Genomic DNA, 23,007 nt, shown 5'->3' on the forward strand with positions numbered 1-23,007 from the left:
CGCCCAGCACCTACATCAAAAACTCCAGGAGCCTTCGCCCATGCATTACACCACCCGCTTCGGCCTGCTTGCCGCCGGCCTGCTGTGCGCTACTGCAACCTTCGCCGCACCTACCACCACCCCCGGCGTGTTTAAGGTGGGGATGGAGATCACCTACCCGCCGTTCGAATCCTACGATGCCAACAAGCAGGTGGTGGGCTCGGACCCGGAGCTGGCGCACTCTCTCGCCAAAGCCATGGGCAGCAAGGCGGATTTTGTGGACACCAAATTCCCTAACCTGATCAATGGCCTTAACGCCGGGCACTACGACGCGATCATTTCCGGGATGTACATCACACCCGAGCGCGAAGCCCAGGCCCAGGCGATCCCGTACGCCAACACCGGCGCGGCGATCATGGTGCCCAAAGGCAGCGAGCTCAGCCCGAAAACGCCGGAAGACCTCTGCGGCCTGAAGATCGGCCTTGAGCAAGGTACCACTTGGGTGGCGAAATTCCGCGAGCTGTCCACCAGCTACTGCGTGCCGAACAAGAAAGGCGAGATCACCGTGAGCGAGTTCCCGTCGGCGCCAGAGGTGACTCAGGCCTTGCTCTCCAAGAACGTGCAGGCACAGGTGGAGATTGCCGGCGCGGCGCACATGATCGCCCAGCGCACCAACGGCCGCGTGATCGTGACCTCGGAAAAACTGGTGTACCCGCAAACCCTGGGCATCTACGTGAAGAAGGGCAACGCCGATACCTATGCCGCCTTGCTGGAAGCGGTGAAGGCCAGCAAGCAGAACGGCGAGTACGACGCGATTCTCAAGAAGTACGACCTGGAAGCGGTTAACTGACGTTTATCAGCCGCCCTTCCGGGGGCGGCGCCTGAGGTGCCTATGCAATTCGACTGGAGTTATTTTGTTTCGCTGTTTTCCATGGCGGACTTCTGGAAAGCCTGCGTCACAGTCATCGCGTTGAGCGCCCTGGCGTGGTTCCTGGGGATGATACTGGGCTTCTTGCTGGCGTCGGCCAAGCTGTCGACATCGCGGTTCCTAAGCCTGCCAGCCAGCGCCTACATCTGGTTCTTCCGCAGTATTCCGCTGCTGGTGCTGGTGGTGTTCGTGTACAACCTGCCCCAGCTGTTCCCGGCCACCGGCGCGGTGCTGTCCAACCCGTTCTATTCCGGCTTGTTCGCCCTGGTAGTGACCGAAGCGGCGTACATGGCGGAGATTCACCGTGGTGGGCTTATCTCGGTGCTCAAGGGCCAACGGGAAGCCGGCCGCGCGCTGGGCATCGATACCGTGGGCCTGCAGCGGCTGATCGTGATTCCGCAGGCGTTTCGCATTTCGCTGCCCACGCTGATCAACGAATACATCACCGTGGTGAAGTTGACCTCGCTGGTGTCGGTGATTTCCCTCACCGAGTTGCTCACCGTTGGCCAGCGGCTGTATGCGCAGAACTTCCTGGTGATGGAAACCCTGGCCGCGGTCGGCGCGTATTACGTGCTGATCGTGACGGTATTCGGCTGGCTGCTGCAGTGGCTGGAGCGTTCGCTGGACCTCAACCGTCGCACACCCGCAGCCTTGAACGAACACGCCCTGGCCCAGCTCCGCAGCGTACCGGCGGCGGCCACGCGGCCCAGCGAACCGGTGCCTGCTCGCGGCGCGGCGCCGGCCCTTCAACTGCGCAACCTGCACAAGCGTTATGGCGAGCACGAGGTGCTCAAGGGCATCGACCTGACCGTCGCCGCCGGCGAGGTGATTTCTATCATCGGGCCGTCGGGTTCGGGGAAAACCTCGCTGATTCGCACCATCAACGCACTGGAGAGCATCGAGCAGGGTGAAGTGGTGCTGTTTGGAGAGAGCTATATCAGCGCCGGGGACAAGCCCAACACTGCACGGGTGCGCCAGGGTATTCGGCGCATCGGCATGGTGTTCCAGAATTTCAACCTGTTCCCGCACCGCACCCTGCTGGATAACCTCACCCTGGCGCCCCGCTACCATGGCGAGCCCAAAGCCGTAAGCGAGCGCCGGGCGCTGGCCCTGCTGGATAAGGTTGGCTTGCTGGCCCACGCGTACAAATACCCGCAACAGTTGTCCGGTGGCCAACAGCAACGCGTGGCCATCGCCCGCGCCATGGCGCTGAACCCTGAGATCATGCTGTTCGACGAGCCCACCTCCGCGCTGGACCCGGAGCTGGTGGGCGAAGTGTTGAAGGTCATCCGCGACCTCGCCGACGAAGGCATGACCCTGGTGATCGTGACCCATGAAATGGACTTCGCCTTGTCTATTTCAGACCGGGTGATTTTCATGGAGAACGGCAAGGTCGCATTCGATGGGTCGCCCCAGGCCATCCGTACCGAGGCAGCGGCGCAACGGGTGCGCCGCTTTATCGGCCTGGAAGAAGAAGCCTCGCCGTCGCTCAGCGAGCGGGCTCGAGCATAAGCCCGCTGAGCCGGCGCACCTTGCGTTTTACCGCTTCCTCGAACACCCCGGGGCGCGGTTCCACCAAGCTGAACCAGCGCCTGGCGCGGGTGATCCCGGTGTAGATCAGCTCCTTGGTCAGCACCGGGTTCAGCGCATCGGGCAGCACCAGCGCGGTGTGCTCGAATTCCGAGCCCTGGGACTTGTGCACCGTCATGGCGTACACGGTTTCCACATCGGTCAGGCGGCTGGGCAATACGAAGCGAACACCGCCCTGCCCGTCGTTGCGCGGGAAGGCCACGCGCAGCGTGAGCCGTGACGAACCTTCGGCTTCGGGCAAGCGCAAGGCAATGCCGATGTCCCCGTTCATCAAGCCCAGGCCGTAGTCGTTGCGGGTCATCAGTACGGGCCGCCCCTCGTACCAGTGATGGTCGCTTTCAATGAGGCCGGCGGCGTACAGCGCCCGGGTCGCCCGTTGGTTCACCGCCTCAACGCCCCAGGGGCCTTTGCGCACCGCGCATAGCAGGCGGAACGTATCGAAGGCGCGCAATACATCACCTGCCCATACCAGCCAGGCGGGGTCTTCAAGTGAAGCGGTGGCTGCAGGGCGGTTGCGCTGCACGAGGGTAAGGTAGTGCCGATAGCCGAGGGGGCCGCCTGTGCGGGCACCGGCGCCCTTGGTCGCCCCGTTGAGCAACAGGCGCTCCAGCGCCTGATCCTGCTCGCCATGCAGGCGGCAGCTGGCGATGTCTTCCAGCGAGCGATCGTTCAACACCTTCCGGGCATCTTCAGGCCGCTGCTGGTTGACGCAGCGGGCCAACTCACCAATGCCACTGCCTTCCCCAAAGCGCCGGGAATAACGCAGCATCACCAGTTGTTGCGCCAGGGCATGCTCGGCGTCAGTACCCTCCTGCAGGCCAGCTGTGGAAAGGCTTTGCCCGGCAATCGCTTCTAGCCAGGCTTGAGTGGCTGGCGTGTAATAGCCCTGCTCGGCGTCGCGGCACAGATCGCCCAGCACCGCGCCGGCCTCTACCGATGCGAGCTGGTCCTTGTCGCCCAGCAGGATCAACCGCGCCTTAGGCGGCAGCGCCTCCAGCAAATTGGCCATCATTTCCAGGTCGATCATCGACGCTTCGTCCACCACCAGCACGTCCAGCGGCAAGGGGTTACCCCGGTGGTGGCGGAAATGCCGCGTGCCGGGCCGGCTACCCAGCAAACGGTGCACCGTGGTGACATCGGTGGGGATACGCGCCTTGATCGCGTCGGCGACGTCCAGGCCCTGCACTTGCAGGCCGATGGATTCGGTCAAGCGGGCGGCGGCCTTCCCGGTAGGCGCGGCGAGGCGAATGCGCAACGGGCGGTTCGCCTCGACCCGAGGCCCTTGCAGCAACGCCAGCAGGCGTACCACCGTGGTGGTTTTGCCGGTGCCCGGGCCGCCCGTGATGATGCTCAGGGCCGAGCGGGTAGCCAGGGCACAGGCCAGCTTCTGCCAGTCCACCGGCATGGACGCCTGATGAGGGAACAGCGCATCCAAGCGTTCACCCAGGTCAGCCGGAACCTCCGAAGGCTGCGCTAGGCGCTGCCGTAAAGCACCGTCCACCGCGCGCTCGTAATTCCAGTAGCGGCGCAGGTACAGGCGGCTGCCATTGAGTACGAGGGGGCAATCCGCTGCACCAAGGGCGCCTGTCGCCACCAAAGGGGAGGCGCTCAAGGTGTGCAGCCATTGGGCAAGCTCCAGCGTGGCGAGCACCTGGGAGGGCAGCACTTCACCCGAAAGGCCGGCGTCCCCCTCCGGTGGCAAGGACAGCGCAAAATCCGGCTCCAGCAGGGTTTGCTCCAGGTCCAGGCATACGTGGCCATGGCCCAGTTGGTGGCTGGTGAGCGCGGCGGCGAGCAATACCAGAGGGTCGGCCGTGCTCACTCGTTCGGCGAAGAAACGTACCAGGGCTTCATCCAGCGGCCGCAGCCACCCGCGCTCCACCCACAGCCGCAGCAAGCGAAACAGGCCGTCGATGGATGCCAGGGGCGAGGTGGTTTCTTTCTGTTCAAGCGTGAGTTCACTCATACCAAGGCCCCCAGGAACAGATCAGCCTGCTCACCCGGGCCGGCGTCTTCCAGGCGGCCCTGGAACAGCAGGTCGAGCTGCTCGATAAGCGCCCGGGGTGGGCGGCTGAAATACACGCCTCGCGTAGGGGCGCTCAAACCGCGCAGGAATATGAACAAGGCGCCTCCTATGTGCTGGTTGTAGTCGTAGCCCGGCAGGCGAGCCTTCAGTTGCCTGTGAAGCGCCAGCAGGTACAGCACATATTGCAGGTCGTAACGGTGTTCGAGGATCGCGGCCTCCATGGCCAGCGGCGAATAACTGGAGTCGTCCGGGCCGAGCCAGTTGGATTTGTAATCGGCCACGTAATAGCGCCCGTTGTGTTCGAAGCACAGGTCGATGAAGCCCTTGAACAGGCCGTTGAGCCGCCCGCCTTCTGCCGCGGCGCGCGCCGCCCCATGATGGGTGTGCTGGCGAACCAGGGTGTCGAGCCGGTGAACGTCCACCTCGCTGCTGGCGAACCAAAACTCCATTTCATAACGATACGTGGCCAGCTCGGCCAGGCAAGCCTCCTGCCCGTCGCCCAATGGCAGCGGCGCCTGCAGCATGCCGCCCAGCCATTGCTCAAGGGTGGGTATCCAGCCGCTCCAGCTGCGGGTGGCGCAACGCCGGGCCAAGGTATCGCGCATCAGGGCGGGCCGCTGGGCAAGCGCGGCAAAGCCTTCGCGTGCCGCCCACTCCAGTAGCCCGTGAAGGAAGGTGCCAGGGTGAGGGCCCCGCGGGAACTGGTGGATCGGGCCCTGGGCAGGCCCCAGGGACGTGGCGTTGCCGAGGGGCTCATCGTCCAGCAGGTTTTGCGCGCGCAGGCTGTCGGGGGCCAGGCCACCATCGACGTTTTCGGCGATACGCAAGGCGCTGTAGGACGCGATCCACCAGTGCTCCGCCGCCCGCCGCGCGGGGGTAAGGGCCGGCCGCGGCTGGCGCTCACTGCGCGGCGGCACATAGATCTCTCCGGTCGCTTCCGGCACTGGGCATACCGCTAAAGCGGGCAAGCCGCCTTGCACGGTGGCGAGCCAATCGCCGAGCGCAGGGGATTCCGCCAAGGGCTGGCCGCCCCCCAGCAAGTAGCCCAGCGCCGAACGGTGCAGCGCAGAGCGGCTTTCACGGCCACGCTTGAGGTCGGCCACGCCCAGCCAGCAGGCGTATTGGGCCCGCGTGAGCGCAACGTAGAGCAGGCGCAGGTCCTCGCCCAAGCGCTCGTCATCGGCAGCAGCAATGGCGGCATCGTCGGGTGCCATGGACACGCACACTTCACCCTCGGGGGTGTGCCAGCTCACCGGCAGCCGGCTGCCATCGACGGGGCGGGCGCTGCAGACGAAGGGCAGGAATACCAGTGGATACTCAAGGCCCTTGGACTTGTGAATGGTCACCACCTTCACCAGTTGCTCGTCGCTTTCCAGGCGCACCACTTGCTCGTCGCCACCGTCGTGGGTGCTGGTCAGCCGTTCCGCCAGGTGCCGAATCAGTGCTTGTTCGCCGTCCAGCTCGGTGGAGGCTTGCTGCAGCAATTCAGTAAGGTGCAAGAGGTTGGTGAGTATGCGCTCCCCGTCCGCTCGGGCGGTGAGGGTCTGGGGCATGTCGAAATCGTGCAGCAGGCGGCGCAGCATGCTCAGTACACCCTGGGTGCGCCAGAGCACGCGGTATTCGCGAAATTGCATCACCCGCGCTTCCCAGGCCAGTTCGTTGCGGTTCAACGCCTCCAGCTCGGACAAAGGGCGGGCCAGGGTGACGCTGGCCAGCGCGGCGCGCAGCAAACGATCGGCGTCCGGCTCGGCGCAGGCGCGCAGCCAGGCGAGCACATCCAGTGCTTCCTGGCTGTGAAACACCGACTCCTTGTCCGACAGGTAAACGCTGCGCACGCCTCGCGCCCGTAGTTGAGCGCGTATCGCCCGCGCCTCGCCACCGTCGCGCACCAGGATCGCGATGTCGGCAGGTGCGAGCGGGCTGAGTGTGCCGTCCCCGGCTTGGAAGCCGCACAGCCCGCGCTTCCCCAATTCCAACAGGCGCACGATTTCGCTCGCGCAGGCCGGCGCCAGTTGATCGCGGTAGACACCGTTGGCCACGGGCTTCTCGCTATCGAGCGCCCAGAACGTCAATGCAGGCTGGGGCTCGCCCTGTACTACCCATTCCTGCTTGCGCCCCTGCGCCTCCACCGACAGGAACGGTACCGGGTTGTCATCTGCTTCGCGGAACAGGAACGCGCCACGCCCCTGCTCGCGCGCCTCGGCCTGTTCGAACACACGGTTGACTGCTGTCACCATGGCGTGGCTGGAGCGGAAATTGGTACCCAGGCTGTGCAGGCGCCCGGCACTGGCCCGGCGAGCGCGCAGGTACGTGTGGATATCGGCGCCGCGGAACGCATAAATCGCCTGCTTGGGGTCGCCGATAAGGAAGATGCCAAGGTCTGTGCGGTTATCGGCGATCTGATAGATGCGCTCGAAAATGGTGTATTGGATCGGGTCCGTGTCTTGAAACTCGTCGATCAAGGCCACCGGGAACTGCGTGCGGATCACTTCGGCCAACGCTTCGCCGGCGCTGCCGCGCAAGGCGGCGTTCAGGCGAAGCAGCATGTCGTCGAAACCCATTTCGGCGCGGCGACGCTTCTCGTGTTCGAAGCGATGCGCAATCCACGCCGCCGCATGCTGGAGCGCGTCCGCGCCTGGGTCCGGCAAGCCTTTGAGGCGATCACGCAGGGTAAGCATCGCTTCGAAGGCTTCATGATTGGGCGGGTCGGTTTTCCATGCCTCGGCAATGCCTTCCGGTGTAAGCCGCTCAAAGCCCTTGCCGATGTCCAGTGTGTGAAGGTTCGGATCGGCGTGCCAGTCTGCCAGCCCTTGCAGCCAGGGCTCAAAATAGCGCGGCTGAAGCTTGCGCGCGTCCACGGCTTTATCGGCAATGCCCTGCAGCAGCAAGGCCCGCACCTGCTCGACCCATTCTGCCCATGGCTGCTTGATGCGAGACAGCTCCTCCAGCCGGCGCTGCAAGCCGCTCTCGATGTGATGGCCCGGGTGCGCGGCTTCGTCCAGTGGCTGCGCACCGCTCAGCAACGCACGCACGCGCGCCAGCAGGCTTGTTGGGGACTTCCAGTGTTCGCGCACCCAGGTGAGGGTGTCGCCGACCATGCCGTAGCAGTATTGCCGCCAGTAGTCGCGCACCACTTCGCCCAGCAGCTCGCTGTGGTCGGTTTCCAGGCTTTGGGTGAACAGGCTGCCGCTGTCAAAGGCGTGCTCGCGCAACATGCGTTGGCACCAGCCATGGATGGTGGACACCGCGGCTTCGTCCATCCATTGCGCCGCGGCGTCGAGCTTACTTGCACAGGCCGGCCATTGGCTGTCGGGGTAGTCTTCTCGCAACTGCCGCACAAGGTCGTCGGGCGCCGGGATTTCATCCCGAAAGAACTGCGCCGCTTGCGCCAAACGGGTGCGGATACGGTCACGCAGTTCCTTGGTGGCGGCATCGGTGAACGTCACTACCAGGATTTGCGGCGGCAGTAGCTCCCGCCCGAACCCGCAGGCCTCGCCCCCATGGTTGAGCACCAGGCGTAGATACAACGCCGAGATGGTAAAGGTTTTCCCGGTGCCGGCGCTGGCTTCGATCAGCTGGCTGCCGCGCAGGGGAAAGGTCAATGCCAAGGGGCGCGTCATCGGCTGTTCTCCTGAGCGGAAAGGTCTGCCCAGGGGGCGGCATGCAAGGGTTGGTACAACGTTTCTACCCAGCCTTCGAAGGTTTCGTCCTGAGTCAGGGCGTTGAAGTCCGGGTATTGGCGCGCCAGGGCCATGTCGCGGGTGCGCTCGCCGGCGGCACCAAAATCGCTGCCGTCATAGGCCAGCTGAGCGGCTTTGATTCCAGCGTCACGGTCCTTGGCGTCGAGGAAGGCAAAGGCGGTACGAGCAGCGACAGGTAGGGGCTGCGCCATGCCCAGGTGCCAGCCCTGTAAGAGGCCAGCCAAGTGCCCGCTGGCGACGGACTGCTCCAGTGGCGGCAACATCAGGGTAATGTCAGTCGCCACCACGGCGCTGTGTAGCGGCAGGCCTTCAGCACAGGCGATGAGGTGCTGCACCCAGGTTTCGATCAGGCGAGGCCATTTGCGGCCGCTGCGCGTGTTGATGCCGTTGGCCACCAAGGTAACACTGAGCAGTGACCCATCGCTGCCTTCGTGCACGCCGCCCAGCCAGCCTTCGACTGCTATGCCTTGCGCTTCGAAGTGAAGCGGCAAGGCGCTGTCCAGCCGTTGTGGCCAGCGCACCAGCAAGCCCTGGTAACGTGTGATCAGGTCGGGCAACGGCGCAATCAATTCGGCCTGCAGCAGTTCGCCAAACCCCGCCATCGGCAGCCGGCCCGCAGCCTGCAAGCGTTGGGCGTGGGCTTGTAACACTGTGTTCAGCTCGCTGTCGCCGGCGAGCACGGCGGCATCGAGCAGGTGCCGGCTCAGCCCATAATGCTGCAAGCCGTCGAGGGTGAAGGGTTCGGCTTCATCCAGCGCGCCTTGCAGCTCTTCGAAGTAGATCTTCAGCCGCTGCGTGTAAAAATGCTTCACGGGGTTACGGAGGAAATTGGCAAGCACATCAGGCGCGATGGGCGCATCCAGCGTGTACGCCGGAAGCGGTTGTTCCACGCTCAGCGCTTGCACCGGTTCATGCACCCGCTGCCACTCATGCGCATAACTGAAAAGCCCTTCGTGGCCTGCCTCGAAATACCGCGCGCTGAAAGGCTGGAGCGGGTGCTCCAAGGTGAGCCCATGGAGCAGCTCGGTGCTGTCGCTCTCCTCCCCTTCTAGCCGCCAGCCGCTGGCGAGGTGGTCACGTAGTTGGCCGATCAGTACCGACGGCGGCCGCTCGGTATTGTCGCGAATGCTACGGCCTACCCAGCTGATGTACAGCTGGTGCCGCGCAGACAACAATGCCTCCAATAGCAGATAGCGGTCGTCTTCCCGTCGCGAGCGGTCGCCTGGGCGGTAGTCCGCAGCCATGAGGTCGAAATCCAGGGGCGGCTGCGCGCGGGGATAATCGCCGTCATTCATGCCCAGCAGGCACACTACATCGAAGGGAATGGCGCGCATGGGCATCAAGGTGCAGAAATTCACCGAGCCCGCCAGGAAGCGCTGGTTCAAGCTGCCCTGATCCAGCCCAACCAACCAGGCTTCACGCACGACCGTAAGCGGCAGGGCGTCCTGCAGCTCCACATGTTCGCAAGCTTGCAGCCACTGGTCCCGCAGCTCATCCAATTGAATGAGCAGGTACTCGGCGTGTTCGTCTTCCGGCACGAAGAAGTCCACCAACAGCTGCTGCAGGCGCTCACCCCACTCCTGGGTAGCGGCGGGCGAAGCGAGGGTTTGATACCAATGGTCAAGACGATCGACCAACGCATACAGCGGGCCAACCAGAGCAGCATCCAGCCCACCGACCTCGTCGTATGGTTCTATCCCGTCGAAGCCGGCTTCGCCGCCTACCGCGTAGCCCAACAGCATGCGGCGCAGGCCAAACCGCCAACTGTTCTGCTCGATCCCTTCGGGCAGCCCCAGTGCCGTGCGCTGCCGTGCATCCAGCCCCCACCGAATGCCCGCCCCTTCGATCCAGCCATGGAGAATTGCCAGGGATTGCTCGGGTATACCAAAACGCGCCCGTAGCGCCGGCACGTCGAGAAGGTCCAGCACTTCACCGACCGCGAATCTGCTATCCGGCAGGTGCAGCAAATGCTCCAACGCAATCAACAAGGGCTCACGGCCGCGCTGGCCTTGGTCATTGAGGGTGAAGGGTATGTGACGACGGTCGTCCCGCGGCACCTGGCCAAATACTGCCCGTATGTGTGGGGCATAGGCATTGATATCCGGCACCATCACGATTACGTCCCGGGGGTTCAGATCCGGGTTGGCGGAAAAACGCTGCAGCAATTGATCGTGCAGCACTTCTACTTCGCGTTGGGGGCTGTGCGCCAAGTGAAAACGAATGGAGTCATCTGTTGCCGGGTTAACCGCAGGCCATAGCTCGCGGGTTTCCCGTAAGGGCCGTAGTTCCAGTATGTCGTTCTGCAGTTGGCTCAGGAGGGTGGGGGTGTCACTTTCGCTATAGAGGTCGATCTTGCCGTCGCTGAATGCGCCACGGTAGCTGTCTGGCTGGTCGAATTCATCGAGCAGGCTGATGTAGTCGCGCCCTTGTTTACCCCAGGCGGCCAGCAAGGGGTGAGCATGCTGGTGAAGGTCTTGCGCCTCTACTTGAAGCGGCATACCTGACTTGCGTTGCTGGCGCCGGTATTCACGGCGGAGCAGGTCTTTATCGGCGACGATGTCGGCCCAATGATGGCGACACGGGTTATGCACACACAACAGCACCTGGGTGAAGCGGGAGAGCCCGGCAAGCGCATGAAGTATCTGGGCAGGCAGGGACGATATGCCGAAGACGATGACCCGTTCTGGCAAATCAGCCGGTGGGGTTTGCGCTGTGGTGATAACTTCCATGTAGCGCTGATGCACGCCTGCCCGGCTTTGGGCCATACCTTCCTGGCCTACGTCCTCGAGCAACGCTTGCCATAACGCAGCTTGCCATCTGTTGGCCTCGGCCAGCGGCTTCGCCTCCCCTCTTGCCGAGCGAAGCTGAAACGCACCGTTGCCCCAATCCTCCAGCCAGTCCGCCCGGTACACCTGGTACTGGTCATAGAGGTCTGCCAGACGTTGGGCGAGCTGGTAACGCTTGCGCATGTCCGTGTCGTCGCCAAGGAAACGCGCCAGTGGCTCGAATGAGGGCTTGAGCACGAGGCAGGGTAATAAGCGCATGAGCCGCCAGGTGAGCGGCACTTTGTCCAAGGGCGACACTTCAGGAATCAGGTCCCTTCCCAGTACGGCACGGTACAGCTGCCACATGAAGCTGCCGGGCAATTGCACATCGATCGCAGCAGCAATGCCACAGCCGCCGTTCTCCGGATCTTGGGCAAGGGCCATCTTCAGCCACTGGGCGATACCGTTGCTTTGTACCAGGGCAACTTCGTTTTGCAAGGGCCGCAGCGGGTAACGCCGCATCCACTCCACTACCAGGCTGCGCAAGTCATCGGGGCGGTTGCCATGGATGACCATGAACCCTGGTGTAATGGCTTCGGTTGCTGACATTCCGCCGTCCCGGAGATAAAGAATTGGAGGGAGACGATGCCACTACTGCCTTTGGGTCGCAAGGCGTGTGAGGCCGCGGGGCAGTGGCGTTTTCGAGGGCCAGAAAAGACAAAACCCCCGATCGCGAAGCGATCAGGGGTTCTGGGTTTGAATCTTGACGATGACCTACTCTCACATGGGGAAACCCCACACTACCATCGGCGATGCATCGTTTCACTGCTGAGTTCGGGATGGGATCAGGTGGTTCCAATGCTCTATGGTCGTCAAGAAATTCGGTAGCGGCCCCGTTTGCACGCGGTCGCGAATCTGGGTATGTGATGTTTGTGATGTCGCCAATTTTCGGTGTGTCTTCACCGCCGCGCTCTGTGCTTACACAGATTGCTTGGGTGTTATATGGTCAAGCCTCACGGGCAATTAGTATGGGTTAGCTCAACGCCTCACAGCGCTTACACACCCCACCTATCAACGTCGTAGTCTTCGACGGCCCTTCAGGGAGCTCAAGGCTCCAGTGAGATCTCATCTTGAGGCAAGTTTCCCGCTTAGATGCTTTCAGCGGTTATCTCTTCCGAACATAGCTACCCGGCAATGCCACTGGCGTGACAACCGGAACACCAGAGGTTCGTCCACTCCGGTCCTCTCGTACTAGGAGCAGCCCCTCTCAAATCTCAAACGTCCACGGCAGATAGGGACCGAACTGTCTCACGACGTTCTAAACCCAGCTCGCGTACCACTTTAAATGGCGAACAGCCATACCCTTGGGACCGGCTTCAGCCCCAGGATGTGATGAGCCGACATCGAGGTGCCAAACACCGCCGTCGATATGAACTCTTGGGCGGTATCAGCCTGTTATCCCCGGAGTACCTTTTATCCGTTGAGCGATGGCCCTTCCATACAGAACCACCGGATCACTAAGACCTACTTTCGTACCTGCTCGACGTGTCTGTCTCGCAGTCAAGCGCGCTTTTGCCTTTATACTCTACGACCGATTTCCGACCGGTCTGAGCGCACCTTCGTACTCCTCCGTTACTCTTTGGGAGGAGACCGCCCCAGTCAAACTACCCACCATACACTGTCCTCGATCCGGATAACGGACCTGAGTTAGAACCTCAAGGTTGCCAGGGTGGTATTTCAAGGATGGCTCCACGCAGACTGGCGTCCACGCTTCATAGCCTCCCACCTATCCTACACAAGCAAGCTCAAAGTCCAGTGCAAAGCTATAGTAAAGGTTCACGGGGTCTTTCCGTCTAGCCGCGGATACACTGCATCTTCACAGCGATTTCAATTTCACTGAGTCTCGGGTGGAGACAGCGCCGCCATCGTTACGCCATTCGTGCAGGTCGGAACTTACCCGACAAGGAATTTCGCTACCTTAGGACCGTTATAGTTACGGCCGCCGTTTACCGGGGCTTCGATCAAGAGCTTCGCTTGCGCTAACCCCATCAATTAACCTTCCGGCACCGGGCAGGCGTCACACCCTATACGTCCACTTTCGTGTTTGCAGAGTGCTGTGTTTTTAATAAACAGTCGCAGCGGCCTGGTATCTTCGACCGGCAAAAGCTTACGGGGCAAGCCCTTCACCTTCGCCGGCGCACCTTCTCCCGAAGTTACGGTGCCATTTTGCCTAGTTCCTTCACCCGAGTTCTCTCAAGCGCCTTGGTATTCTCTACCCAACCACCTGTGTCGGTTTGGGGTACGGTTCCTGGTTACCTGAAGCTTAGAAGCTTTTCCTGGAAGCATGGCATCGACCACTTCATGCCCGAAGGCACTCGTCATCAGCTCTCGGCCTGGGGATCCCGGATTTACCTAAGATCCCAGCCTACCACCTTAAACCTGGACAACCAACGCCAGGCTGGCCTAGCCTTCTCCGTCCCTCCATCGCAGTAACCAGAAGTACAGGAATATTAACCTGTTTTCCATCGACTACGCTTTTCAGCCTCGCCTTAGGGACCGACTAACCCTGCGTCGATTAACGTTGCGCAGGAAACCTTGGTTTTTCGGCGTGCGAGTTTTTCACTCGCATTGTCGTTACTCATGTCAGCATTCGCACTTCTGATACCTCCAGCCAGCTTCTCAACTGACCTTCACAGGCTTACAGAACGCTCCTCTACCGCGTCACTTGCGTGACACCCGTAGCTTCGGTGTATGGTTTGAGCCCCGTTACATCTTCCGCGCAGGCCGACTCGACTAGTGAGCTATTACGCTTTCTTTAAAGGGTGGCTGCTTCTAAGCCAACCTCCTAGCTGTCTAAGCCTTCCCACATCGTTTCCCACTTAACCATAACTTTGGGACCTTAGCTGACGGTCTGGGTTGTTTCCCTTTTCACGACGGACGTTAGCACCCGCCGTGTGTCTCCCATGCTCGGCACTTGTAGGTATTCGGAGTTTGCATCGGTTTGGTAAGTCGGGATGACCCCCTAGCCGAAACAGTGCTCTACCCCCTACAGTGATACATGAGGCGCTACCTAAATAGCTTTCGAGGAGAACCAGCTATCTCCGAGCTTGATTAGCCTTTCACTCCGATCCACAGGTCATCCGCTAACTTTTCAACGGTAGTCGGTTCGGTCCTCCAGTCAGTGTTACCTAACCTTCAACCTGCCCATGGATAGATCGCCCGGTTTCGGGTCTATACCCAGCGACTAAACGCCCTATTAAGACTCGCTTTCGCTACGCCTCCCCTATTCGGTTAAGCTCGCCACTGAATATAAGTCGCTGACCCATTATACAAAAGGTACGCAGTCACAGAACAAGTCTGCTCCCACTGCTTGTACGCATACGGTTTCAGGATCTATTTCACTCCCCTCTCCGGGGTTCTTTTCGCCTTTCCCTCACGGTACTGGTTCACTATCGGTCAGTCAGTAGTATTTAGCCTTGGAGGATGGTCCCCCCATGTTCAGACAAAGTTTCTCGTGCTCCGTCCTACTCGATTTCATTGACAAGAGATTTTCGCGTACAGGGCTATCACCCACTATGGCCGCACTTTCCAGAGCGTTCCGCTAATCTCAAATCAACTTAAGGGCTGGTCCCCGTTCGCTCGCCACTACTAAGGGAATCTCGGTTGATTTCTTTTCCTCAGGGTACTTAGATGTTTCAGTTCCCCTGGTTCGCCTCTTGCACCTATGGATTCAGTACAAGATACTCAGCTTGTGCTGAGTGGGTTCCCCCATTCAGAGATCTCCGGATCAAAGTCTGTTTGCCGACTCCCCGAAGCTTATCGCAGGCTACCACGTCTTTCATCGCCTCTGACTGCCAAGGCATCCACCGTATGCGCTTATTCACTTGACCATATAACCCCAAGCAATCTCGGGATCGTACGGTGGTGAAGACAACATTCGCCGAAAATTCGCGATTCAACTCACAAATTTTACCTTAGCCTGAACACACACCAGTGAAAGTGCTGTCCAGTCTATCTTTCTATCACATACCCAAATTTTTAAAGAACGATTCTGAAAAAGATCAGAAATCAACATTCAGGCCTCGAACCGAGGGAATGCTCATTTCTAAGCTTTGACCGATGAAGGTGGTGGAGCCAAGCGGGATCGAACCGCTGACCTCCTGCGTGCAAGGCAGGCGCTCTCCCAGCTGAGCTATGGCCCCAAACAACTGGTGGGTCTGGGCAGATTCGAACTGCCGACCTCACCCTTATCAGGGGTGCGCTCTAACCAACTGAGCTACAGACCCAGTTAGATCTGAACCTAATCGTCTTTTACAAGGAATCAAGCAATTCGTGTGGGTGCTTATGGGCGGCTGTGTCGTCGATTAAGGAGGTGATCCAGCCGCAGGTTCCCCTACGGCTACCTTGTTACGACTTCACCCCAGTCATGAATCACACCGTGGTAACCGTCCCCCCGAAGGTTAGACTAGCTACTTCTGGTGCAACCCACTCCCATGGTGTGACGGGCGGTGTGTACAAGGCCCGGGAACGTATTCACCGCGACGTTCTGATTCGCGATTACTAGCGATTCCGACTTCACGCAGTCGAGTTGCAGACTGCGATCCGGACTACGATCGGTTTTGTGAGATTAGCTCCACCTCGCGGCTTGGCGACCCTCTGTACCGACCATTGTAGCACGTGTGTAGCCCAGGCCGTAAGGGCCATGATGACTTGACGTCATCCCCACCTTCCTCCGGTTTGTCACCGGCAGTCTCCTTAGAGTGCCCACCTTAACGTGCTGGTAACTAAGGACAAGGGTTGCGCTCGTTACGGGACTTAACCCAACATCTCACGACACGAGCTGACGACAGCCATGCAGCACCTGTCTCAATGTTCCCGAAGGCACCAATCCATCTCTGGAAAGTTCATTGGATGTCAAGGCCTGGTAAGGTTCTTCGCGTTGCTTCGAATTAAACCACATGCTCCACCGCTTGTGCGGGCCCCCGTCAATTCATTTGAGTTTTAACCTTGCGGCCGTACTCCCCAGGCGGTCAACTTAATGCGTTAGCTGCGCCACTAAGAGCTCAAGGCTCCCAACGGCTAGTTGACATCGTTTACGGCGTGGACTACCAGGGTATCTAATCCTGTTTGCTCCCCACGCTTTCGCACCTCAGTGTCAGTATCAGTCCAGGTGGTCGCCTTCGCCACTGATGTTCCTTCCTATATCTACGCATTTCACCGCTACACAGGAAATTCCACCACCCTCTACCGTACTCTAGCTTGCCAGTTTTGGATGCAGTTCCCAGGTTGAGCCCGGGGATTTCACATTCAACTTAACAAACCACCTACGCGCGCTTTACGCCCAGTAATTCCGATTAACGCTTGCACCCTCTGTATTACCGCGGCTGCTGGCACAGAGTTAGCCGGTGCTTATTCTGTCGGTAACGTCAAAACAGCAAGGTATTCGCTTACTGCCCTTCCTCCCAACTTAAAGTGCTTTACAATCCGAAGACCTTCTTCACACACGCGGCATGGCTGGATCAGGCTTTCGCCCATTGTCCAATATTCCCCACTGCTGCCTCCCGTAGGAGTCTGGACCGTGTCTCAGTTCCAGTGTGACTGATCATCCTCTCAGACCAGTTACGGATCGTCGCCTTGGTGAGCCTTTACCTCACCAACTAGCTAATCCGGCCTAGGCTCATCTGATAGCGTGAGGCCCGAAGGTCCCCCACTTTCTCCCGTAGGACGTATGCGGTATTAGCGTTCCTTTCGAAACGTTGTCCCCCACTACCAGGCAGATTCCTAGGCATTACTCACCCGTCCGCCGCTGAATCCGGGAGCAAGCTCCCGTCATCCGCTCGACTTGCATGTGTTAGGCCTGCCGCCAGCGTTCAATCTGAGCCATGATCAAACTCTTCAGTTCAATACTGCTTGGGTTTTGAGAAAACCCTAAACTTGGCTCAGCAATCGCAAGACTTCCCGAAGGAAGCCACTCAATTCGAATTTCTTCGTTTGAGTTCTTGTGATGCTGATAATCATTGTGACAATCAGTCCAACTCACAAGCACCCACACGAATTGCTTGATTCATTTTGTTAAAGAGCGGTTGGTTGAGCTGTTCGCTTCAACCGAGGCGCGCATTCTACGCTAACCTTACATCGTGTCAAGCGTTTATTTTGGAAGTTTTCAGAATTTCTCGTTCAACTTCAAACACTTGACTGCTTCGCTAACCTCTCGAAGCGGGAGGCGAATTCTACAGCGTTACCACCTGCTGTCAACCCCCTTTCTCACCGCATCCGATCCGGAGATCGAAGCCACTTCCGGCTTACCCGAGCTGCTAACTTGTTGATTCTCAAGAAGTTTGCCGTTCCGTTGTCGCTGGAAGTGGGGCGCATTATAAGGGCTTTCGAGAGGGCGTCAACACCTTTCTTGAAAAACTTACTCGGCGCTCAGCGTGATGCGTGCGAAGGCCTTTTTGCCCGCCTGGCAAACGTGCGTTGCGCCCAGCTGGAATACAAAGGAGCGGTCCACTACTTCACCATCTATACGCACGCTGCCTGCGCTGAGCAGATCGCGCGCAGCCGCAGAGTTCTTCACCAGGCCTGCCTGGTTGAGCACCGCTGCAATAGGCATAGGCTCTTTGGCTACCAGCGCTACCTCTGGAAGGTCTTCAGGCAGCTCCCCTTCCTTCATACGGTTACCCGCACCGCGATGCGCATTCGCGGCAGCTTCTTCACCGTGGAAGCGAGCAATGATTTCCTCGGCGAGCTTGATCTTGATATCCCGGGGGTTCGCGCCGGCAGCAACGTCGGCCTTGAAGCCGTCGATCTCGGCCATGGAGCGGAAGCTCAGCAGCTCGAAGTAACGCCACATCAGGGTGTCGGGAATAGACAGCAGCTTGCTGTACATCACGCCGGGCGCTTCCTGGATACCTATATAGTTGCCCAGGGACTTGGACATCTTCTTCACGCCATCCAGGCCTTCAAGCAGCGGCATGGTCACGATGTTCTGTGCTTCCTGCCCATAGCCACGCTGCAGCTCGCGGCCCATCAGCAGGTTGAACTTCTGATCGGTACCGCCCAGCTCCACGTCTGCCCGCAAGGCAACGGAGTCGTACCCCTGCACCAGCGGGTAGAGGAATTCGTGGATCGCGATCGGCTGGTTACCGCTGTAGCGCTTCTGGAAGTCATCGCGCTCCAGCATCCGCGCCACCGTGTACTGGGAAGTAAGGCGAATGAAGTCCGCCGGGCCCATCTGGTCCATCCAGGTGGAGTTGAACGCCACCTCGGTGCGGGCGGGGTCGAGAATCTTGAACACCTGGGTTTTGTAGGTCTCGGCGTTTTCCAGCACCTGCTCCCGAGTCAGAGGCGGGCGCGTGGCGCTCTTGCCGCTGGGGTCGCCGATCATTCCGGTGAAGTCACCAATAAGGAAGATCACCTGATGCCCCAGATCCTGGAACTGCCGCAGCTTGTTGATAAGCACGGTGTGGCCCAAGTGGAGGTCGGGTGCCGTTGGGTCGAAACCGGCCTTTATTCGAAGCGGCTGCCCGCGCTTGAGCTTCTCGATGAGCTCCGCCTCGACCAATACCTCTTCCGCGCCGCGCTTGATCAGCGCCAGCTGCTCGTCAATAGAGTGCATATAAAGCCCCACAAGGCTGCGATTCAAAAACGCCCAACATACAAGATCGCCGCCTCAAACCCAAGCAGCACGGCGATGTGACTCGGCCCTCAGGCAAAAGCGTCTGGGAAAGCTTGCCTCACGGATGAATTGGTTATATTTTAGGCAGTTATTTCATCTTCATCATGTCATTCATCTTTTCCAAGTCATTTCCATTCTCATTTATAAAGCCCAGAACCCATGACCGACGCCCCAACCAAAGCGCCGCCCCTGTACCCCAAAACGCACCTGCTGGCCGCCAGCGGCATCGCCGCCCTGCTTAGCCTGGCACTGCTCGTCTTCCCATCCGCGGAGGTTGAAGCCAAGAAAACCTCCCTCGCTATCGATCTGGAACCGCCAAGCCAAAGCCTGCAGGAACAGAGCCCGGATACGCTCTCAACCGCACCCGACAACGGGGATTCGCCGTTTGCGCAGATAGAAGGTGACGCCGATGACGCAACGGCCTCCGCTCCCGAAACCCCGGCCCAGCCACAACCGGCGCCTGCGGTAGCCGCGGCGCCTGCGGAGCTTCACCGGCAGGTTGTGGTCGGCCGCGGAGATACGCTTTCAGCGCTGTTTGAAAAGGTGGGCCTCTCGGCCGCCGAGGTACAGTCCGCGCTGGACAGCGACAAGCAGGCGAAACAGTTCACGCACCTGCGCAAGGGCCAGATCCTCGAGTTCGAACTCACGCCCGACGGCAAGCTGCAAACACTGCACACCAAGCTGTCGCACCTTGAATCCATACGCCTGGAGCGCGGCAGCAACGGCATGTTCGCCTTCCAGCGCGCGGTCGAAACCCCTGTCACGCGCGCGGCCTACGCCCACGGCACGATCACCAGTTCGCTGTCGGTGTCAGCGCAGCGCGCCGGGTTGTCCCACGCCCAGATCATGGATCTGGCAAACATCTTCGGCTACGACGTGGACTTCGCCCAGGACATCCACCCCGGTGACCAGTTTGACGTGGTCTACGAGCAGCGCGTTCTGGACGGCAAGGTGATCGGTACCGGCAGCGTGCTATCCGCCCGCTTCATCAATCGGGGCAAAACCTACACGGCGGTTCGGTACACCAACAAGCAGGGCAACACGAACTACTACACGGCCGACGGCAACAGCATGCGCAAGGCATTCGTGCGCTCCCCGGTGGATTTCGCCCGCATCAGCTCGCGCTTTTCCGGCGGCCGCAAGCACCCCATCCTGAACAAGATCCGCGCTCACCAAGGGGTGGATTACGCCGCGCCACGGGGCACCTCGATCAAAGCTACCGGCGACGGCAAGGTTGTTCTGGCCGGGCGCAAAGGCGGCTATGGCAACACCGTGATCATCCAGCACGGCAATACTTACCGCACCCTCTACGGGCACATGCAAGGCTTCGCCAAAGGCATTCGTGACGGCAGCCCGGTGAAGCAAGGCCAGGTGATTGGTTACATCGGCACTACCGGCCTGTCCACTGGCCCGCATGTTCACTACGAATTCCAGGTAAACGGCGTGCACGTAGACCCTCTGGGCCAGAAGCTCCCGATGGCAGACCCCATCGCCCGCAACGAACGCCAGCGCTTCCTGCAGGTTGCCCAACCGCTTATGGCCCGTATGGACCAGGAGCGTTCTACCCTCGTGGCGAGCAAGCGCTGATGAGCCTGTATGTCGGGATCATGTCGGGCACCAGCCTGGATGGTCTCGACATCGCAGTGGTGTCTCAAGAGGGCACCACCCGCCTGATCGCCTCTCGCTATGTACCCCTTCCTGATTCGCTACGCGCCGAGCTGCTCGCCTTGTGTGCCAGTGGCAACGACGAGGTCGCCCGTGTAGCGCTGGCTGAAAACGCCTGGGCCACCCTGGCAGCCGACGGCATCAACCACCTGCTCTCCGAAGCCGGAATAGCAGCGCTCGAGATACGGGCCATTGGTAGTCATGGCCAGACCATTCGCCATGAGCCCGCCCGTGGCTTTACGGTCCAGATCGGCAACCCGGCTCTTCTGGCAGAGCGCACTGGCATCACTGTGGTTTCGGATTTCCGCCGACGTGATGTGGCCGCTGGCGGCCAAGGCGCCCCACTCGTTCCCGCCTTCCATGAAGCGCTGTTCGCGGCCCAAGGCAGCGCGGTCGCTGTGCTCAATGTGGGAGGCTTTTCCAACCTCAGCCTGATCCGCCCGGGGCATCCCGTTCGCGGCTTCGATTGCGGCCCAGGCAACGTACTGCTGGATGCCTGGATAAACGCCTGCCGTGGCGAGTTGTTCGACAGGGATGGCGCATGGGCAGCCAGTGGCGTGGTCGATCGGGCACTGCTGAATACAGTGCTGGCAGACCCATTCTTCGCCGCCACAGGCCCCAAAAGCACCGGCCGGGAGGTCTTCAACCTGGCTTGGCTGCAGCAACAGCTGGCGAAACACCCACAGGTCAGCCAAGCGGACGTGCAAGCAACATTGCTGGAACTTACGGCGCGCACGGTCACTGATGCCCTGCTCAAAGTGATGCCAGCCCCCGAAGGAGTATTCGTGTGCGGCGGCGGCGCTCACAATGCAGCGCTCATGGCCCGCTTGCAAAGCCTGTTGCCGGAAAGCCGAGTGCTGAGCACCGACGCCCTGGGCGTGGACCCGGACTGGATGGAAGCCATGGCGTTTGCCTGGCTGGCCCACTGTTGCCTGGAAGGTATCCCGGCCAATCGCCCCGAAGTGACTGGTGCGAGCGGGCTGCGGGTGCTGGGCGCGATCTACCCCGCATGAACGAAAACGCCGCGACAATGCGCGGCGTTCTTGCAGCTGATGCGAAGGGTCAGATCGAGAACGACTGCCCACAACCGCAGGTGGTGCTGGCATTGGGGTTGTTGATCACGAACCGGGACCCCTCAAGCCCTTCCTGGTAGTCCACTTCCGCGCCAGCCAGGTATTGGAAGCTCATCGGGTCTACCACCAGGCTTACGCCTTCGCGCTCTACGATGGTGTCATCGTCGGCGATGTCTTCATCGAACGTGAAGCCGTACTGGAAGCCCGAGCAGCCGCCACCGGTCACGAATACGCGAAGCTTCAAACGATCGTTGCCCTCTTCCTCGACCAGGGTTTTCACCTTGTGGGCGGCACCCTGCGTGAACTGCAACACCGTGGGCGTGAAGGTTTCGACACTCATGTTGACTCTCCCGGCGCTAGCCGAACTCTAATGCGAAATGCGGGCATTATCCGCTTTCCCGAGCAAAATGGTCAACAATTGCTCAGGGCATGGGGCCGGCTCATTCCGCACCGGCCGTAATTACGGCATCAAGCCCGCATGCGCCAGGCCCAGGCGCTCGTCGAGGCCGAAAAGGATGTTGAGGTTCTGAACGGCTTGCCCGGAGGCGCCCTTGACCAGGTTGTCGATCACCGAAAGCACGACTACCAGATCCCCGCCCTGAGGGCGATGAACTGCAATACGGCAGACATTGGCGCCACGCACGGAGCGGGTTTCCGGATGGCTGCCTGCAGGCATCACATCCACGAACGGTTCTTGCGCATAGCGGCGCTCGAACAAGGCCTGCAGGTCCACGGACGTATCCGCAACGGTAGCGTAGAGTGTGGCGTGAATGCCGCGAATCATTGGGGTAAGGTGGGGAACGAAGGTCAGACCGACCTCGCCGCCCGCCGCCTGGCGCAACCCCTGGGTGATCTCGGGAAGGTGCCGGTGCCCCTTCACGGCGTAGGCCTTCATGCTTTCGCCGGCCTCGCAGAACAGTGAGCCTACGCTCGCACCGCGGCCAGCACCGCTTACCCCGGATTTGCAGTCTGCGATCAGGCGGGTATTGTCCGCCAGCCCGGCTTCAAGCAGCGGCAGGAAGCCCAATTGAGCCGCGGTGGGATAGCAACCTGGCACTGCAATCAGGCGAGCGGAGCGAATACGTTCGCGGTTCACTTCCGGCAGGCCATACACAGCTTCGCCCAGCAATTCAGGGGCACCGTGGGGCTGCCCATACCACTGCGCCCATTCTTCGGCGTTTTGCAGGCGAAAATCCGCAGACAGGTCGATCACACGGGTGCCGGCTGACAGCAATTCGCCTGCAAGGGAATGGGCTACACCATGAGGCGTGGCGAAGAACACCACATCGCAGGCACCCAAGGCGGCGGTGTCTGGCACGCTGAATTTGAGATTGTCGTAATGGCCGCGCAGGTTCGGATACATGTCAGCCACCGATACGCCGGCTTCCGACCGGGACGTAATAATCGCGACCTCAGCCTCGGGATGCTGGGCCAGCAGGCGCAACAACTCGACACCGGTGTAACCCGTGCCGCCAACGATACCCACCTTGACCATTTGCCTGCCCACCCTGAACACGATCGGAAAGCCCGGATAATAGGGGCGTGCGGCAGGGGCGACAACTGTTGGCGTGACGCGTGGGCGCTGGCGTTCTACTATCGTGACGG

General features: G+C 60.5%; 10 protein-coding genes, 2 tRNA genes and 3 rRNA genes. 4 read left to right on the forward strand and 11 right to left on the reverse strand.

Features of this window, described 5'->3' with window-relative positions; genetic code table 11:
• Nucleotides 1-40: 40 nt before the first annotated feature.
• Together LG385_RS18155 and LG385_RS25550 are read left to right on the forward strand one after the other, a co-directional pair.
• Nucleotides 41-829, forward strand: coding sequence for an ABC transporter substrate-binding protein (locus tag LG385_RS18155; protein WP_225775370.1), 789 nt, complete (start codon nucleotides 41-43; stop codon nucleotides 827-829).
• A gap of 42 nt (nucleotides 830-871) precedes the next feature.
• Nucleotides 872-2,419, forward strand: coding sequence for an amino acid ABC transporter permease/ATP-binding protein (locus tag LG385_RS25550; protein WP_318781405.1), 1,548 nt, complete (start codon nucleotides 872-874; stop codon nucleotides 2,417-2,419).
• Here LG385_RS25550 and recD read toward each other — a convergent pair.
• The 9 genes from recD to tyrS all read right to left on the reverse strand — a co-directional run bounded on the left by recD (nucleotide 2,397) and on the right by tyrS (nucleotide 18,604).
• Nucleotides 2,397-4,463, reverse strand: a complete 2,067-nt coding sequence (recD, locus tag LG385_RS18170; RefSeq protein ID WP_225775371.1) for an exodeoxyribonuclease V subunit alpha — start codon at nucleotides 4,461-4,463, stop codon at nucleotides 2,397-2,399. The two genes, LG385_RS25550 and recD, sit on opposite strands and share 23 nt — an antisense overlap.
• Nucleotides 4,460-8,143, reverse strand: a complete 3,684-nt coding sequence (gene recB / locus LG385_RS18175) for an exodeoxyribonuclease V subunit beta (RefSeq protein WP_225775372.1) — start codon at nucleotides 8,141-8,143, stop codon at nucleotides 4,460-4,462. The genes recD and recB overlap by 4 nt, the downstream gene beginning before the upstream one ends.
• Nucleotides 8,140-11,598: an exodeoxyribonuclease V subunit gamma gene (gene recC, locus LG385_RS18180; RefSeq protein WP_225775373.1), complete on the reverse strand. Its 3,459-nt coding sequence runs from the start codon at nucleotides 11,596-11,598 to the stop codon at nucleotides 8,140-8,142. The genes recB and recC overlap by 4 nt, the downstream gene beginning before the upstream one ends.
• Before the next feature lie 152 nt (nucleotides 11,599-11,750).
• Nucleotides 11,751-11,866 (reverse strand): 5S ribosomal RNA (gene rrf / locus LG385_RS18185).
• A gap of 125 nt (nucleotides 11,867-11,991) precedes the next feature.
• Nucleotides 11,992-14,879: ribosomal RNA gene (locus LG385_RS18190) — 23S ribosomal RNA — on the reverse strand.
• A gap of 236 nt (nucleotides 14,880-15,115) precedes the next feature.
• Nucleotides 15,116-15,191 (reverse strand) — tRNA-Ala (locus LG385_RS18195).
• Between the two features lie 7 nt (nucleotides 15,192-15,198).
• A tRNA-Ile gene (locus LG385_RS18200) sits at nucleotides 15,199-15,275 on the reverse strand.
• Between the two features lie 79 nt (nucleotides 15,276-15,354).
• A 16S ribosomal RNA gene (locus tag LG385_RS18205) occupies nucleotides 15,355-16,891 on the reverse strand.
• Together the 16S, 23S and 5S rRNA genes with 2 tRNA genes alongside form the textbook arrangement of a ribosomal RNA operon.
• Nucleotides 16,892-17,404: 513 nt before the next feature.
• A complete protein-coding gene (gene tyrS / locus LG385_RS18210) occupies nucleotides 17,405-18,604 on the reverse strand; it encodes a tyrosine--tRNA ligase (protein ID WP_225775374.1) in 1,200 nt (399 codons plus the stop codon).
• 219 nt (nucleotides 18,605-18,823) lie between these two features.
• Here tyrS and LG385_RS18215 point away from each other — a divergent pair, with 219 nt between their 5' ends.
• The gene (locus LG385_RS18215; protein WP_225775375.1) at nucleotides 18,824-20,251 is read left to right on the forward strand and encodes a peptidoglycan DD-metalloendopeptidase family protein; all 1,428 of its coding nucleotides are present in this window, start codon (nucleotides 18,824-18,826) and stop codon (nucleotides 20,249-20,251) included.
• Nucleotides 20,251-21,342, forward strand: coding sequence for an anhydro-N-acetylmuramic acid kinase (locus LG385_RS18220; RefSeq protein WP_225775376.1), 1,092 nt, complete (start codon nucleotides 20,251-20,253; stop codon nucleotides 21,340-21,342). Before LG385_RS18215 ends, LG385_RS18220 begins: the two co-directional genes overlap by 1 nt.
• Before the next feature lie 49 nt (nucleotides 21,343-21,391).
• Here LG385_RS18220 and erpA read toward each other — a convergent pair whose 3' ends face one another.
• Nucleotides 21,392-21,742, reverse strand: a complete 351-nt coding sequence (gene erpA / locus LG385_RS18225) for an iron-sulfur cluster insertion protein ErpA (protein ID WP_181113117.1) — start codon at nucleotides 21,740-21,742, stop codon at nucleotides 21,392-21,394.
• Nucleotides 21,743-21,862: 120 nt separating this feature from the next.
• Complete coding sequence (gene argC / locus LG385_RS18230; protein ID WP_225775377.1) at nucleotides 21,863-22,897, reverse strand: N-acetyl-gamma-glutamyl-phosphate reductase; 1,035 nt, start codon at nucleotides 22,895-22,897, stop codon at nucleotides 21,863-21,865.
• Nucleotides 22,898-23,007 lie beyond the last annotated feature (110 nt).

It is taken from the genome of Pseudomonas sp. Marseille-Q5115, from assembly GCF_916618905.1.
Classification (GTDB): Bacteria; Pseudomonadota; Gammaproteobacteria; order Pseudomonadales; family Pseudomonadaceae; genus Aquipseudomonas; species Aquipseudomonas japonica_A.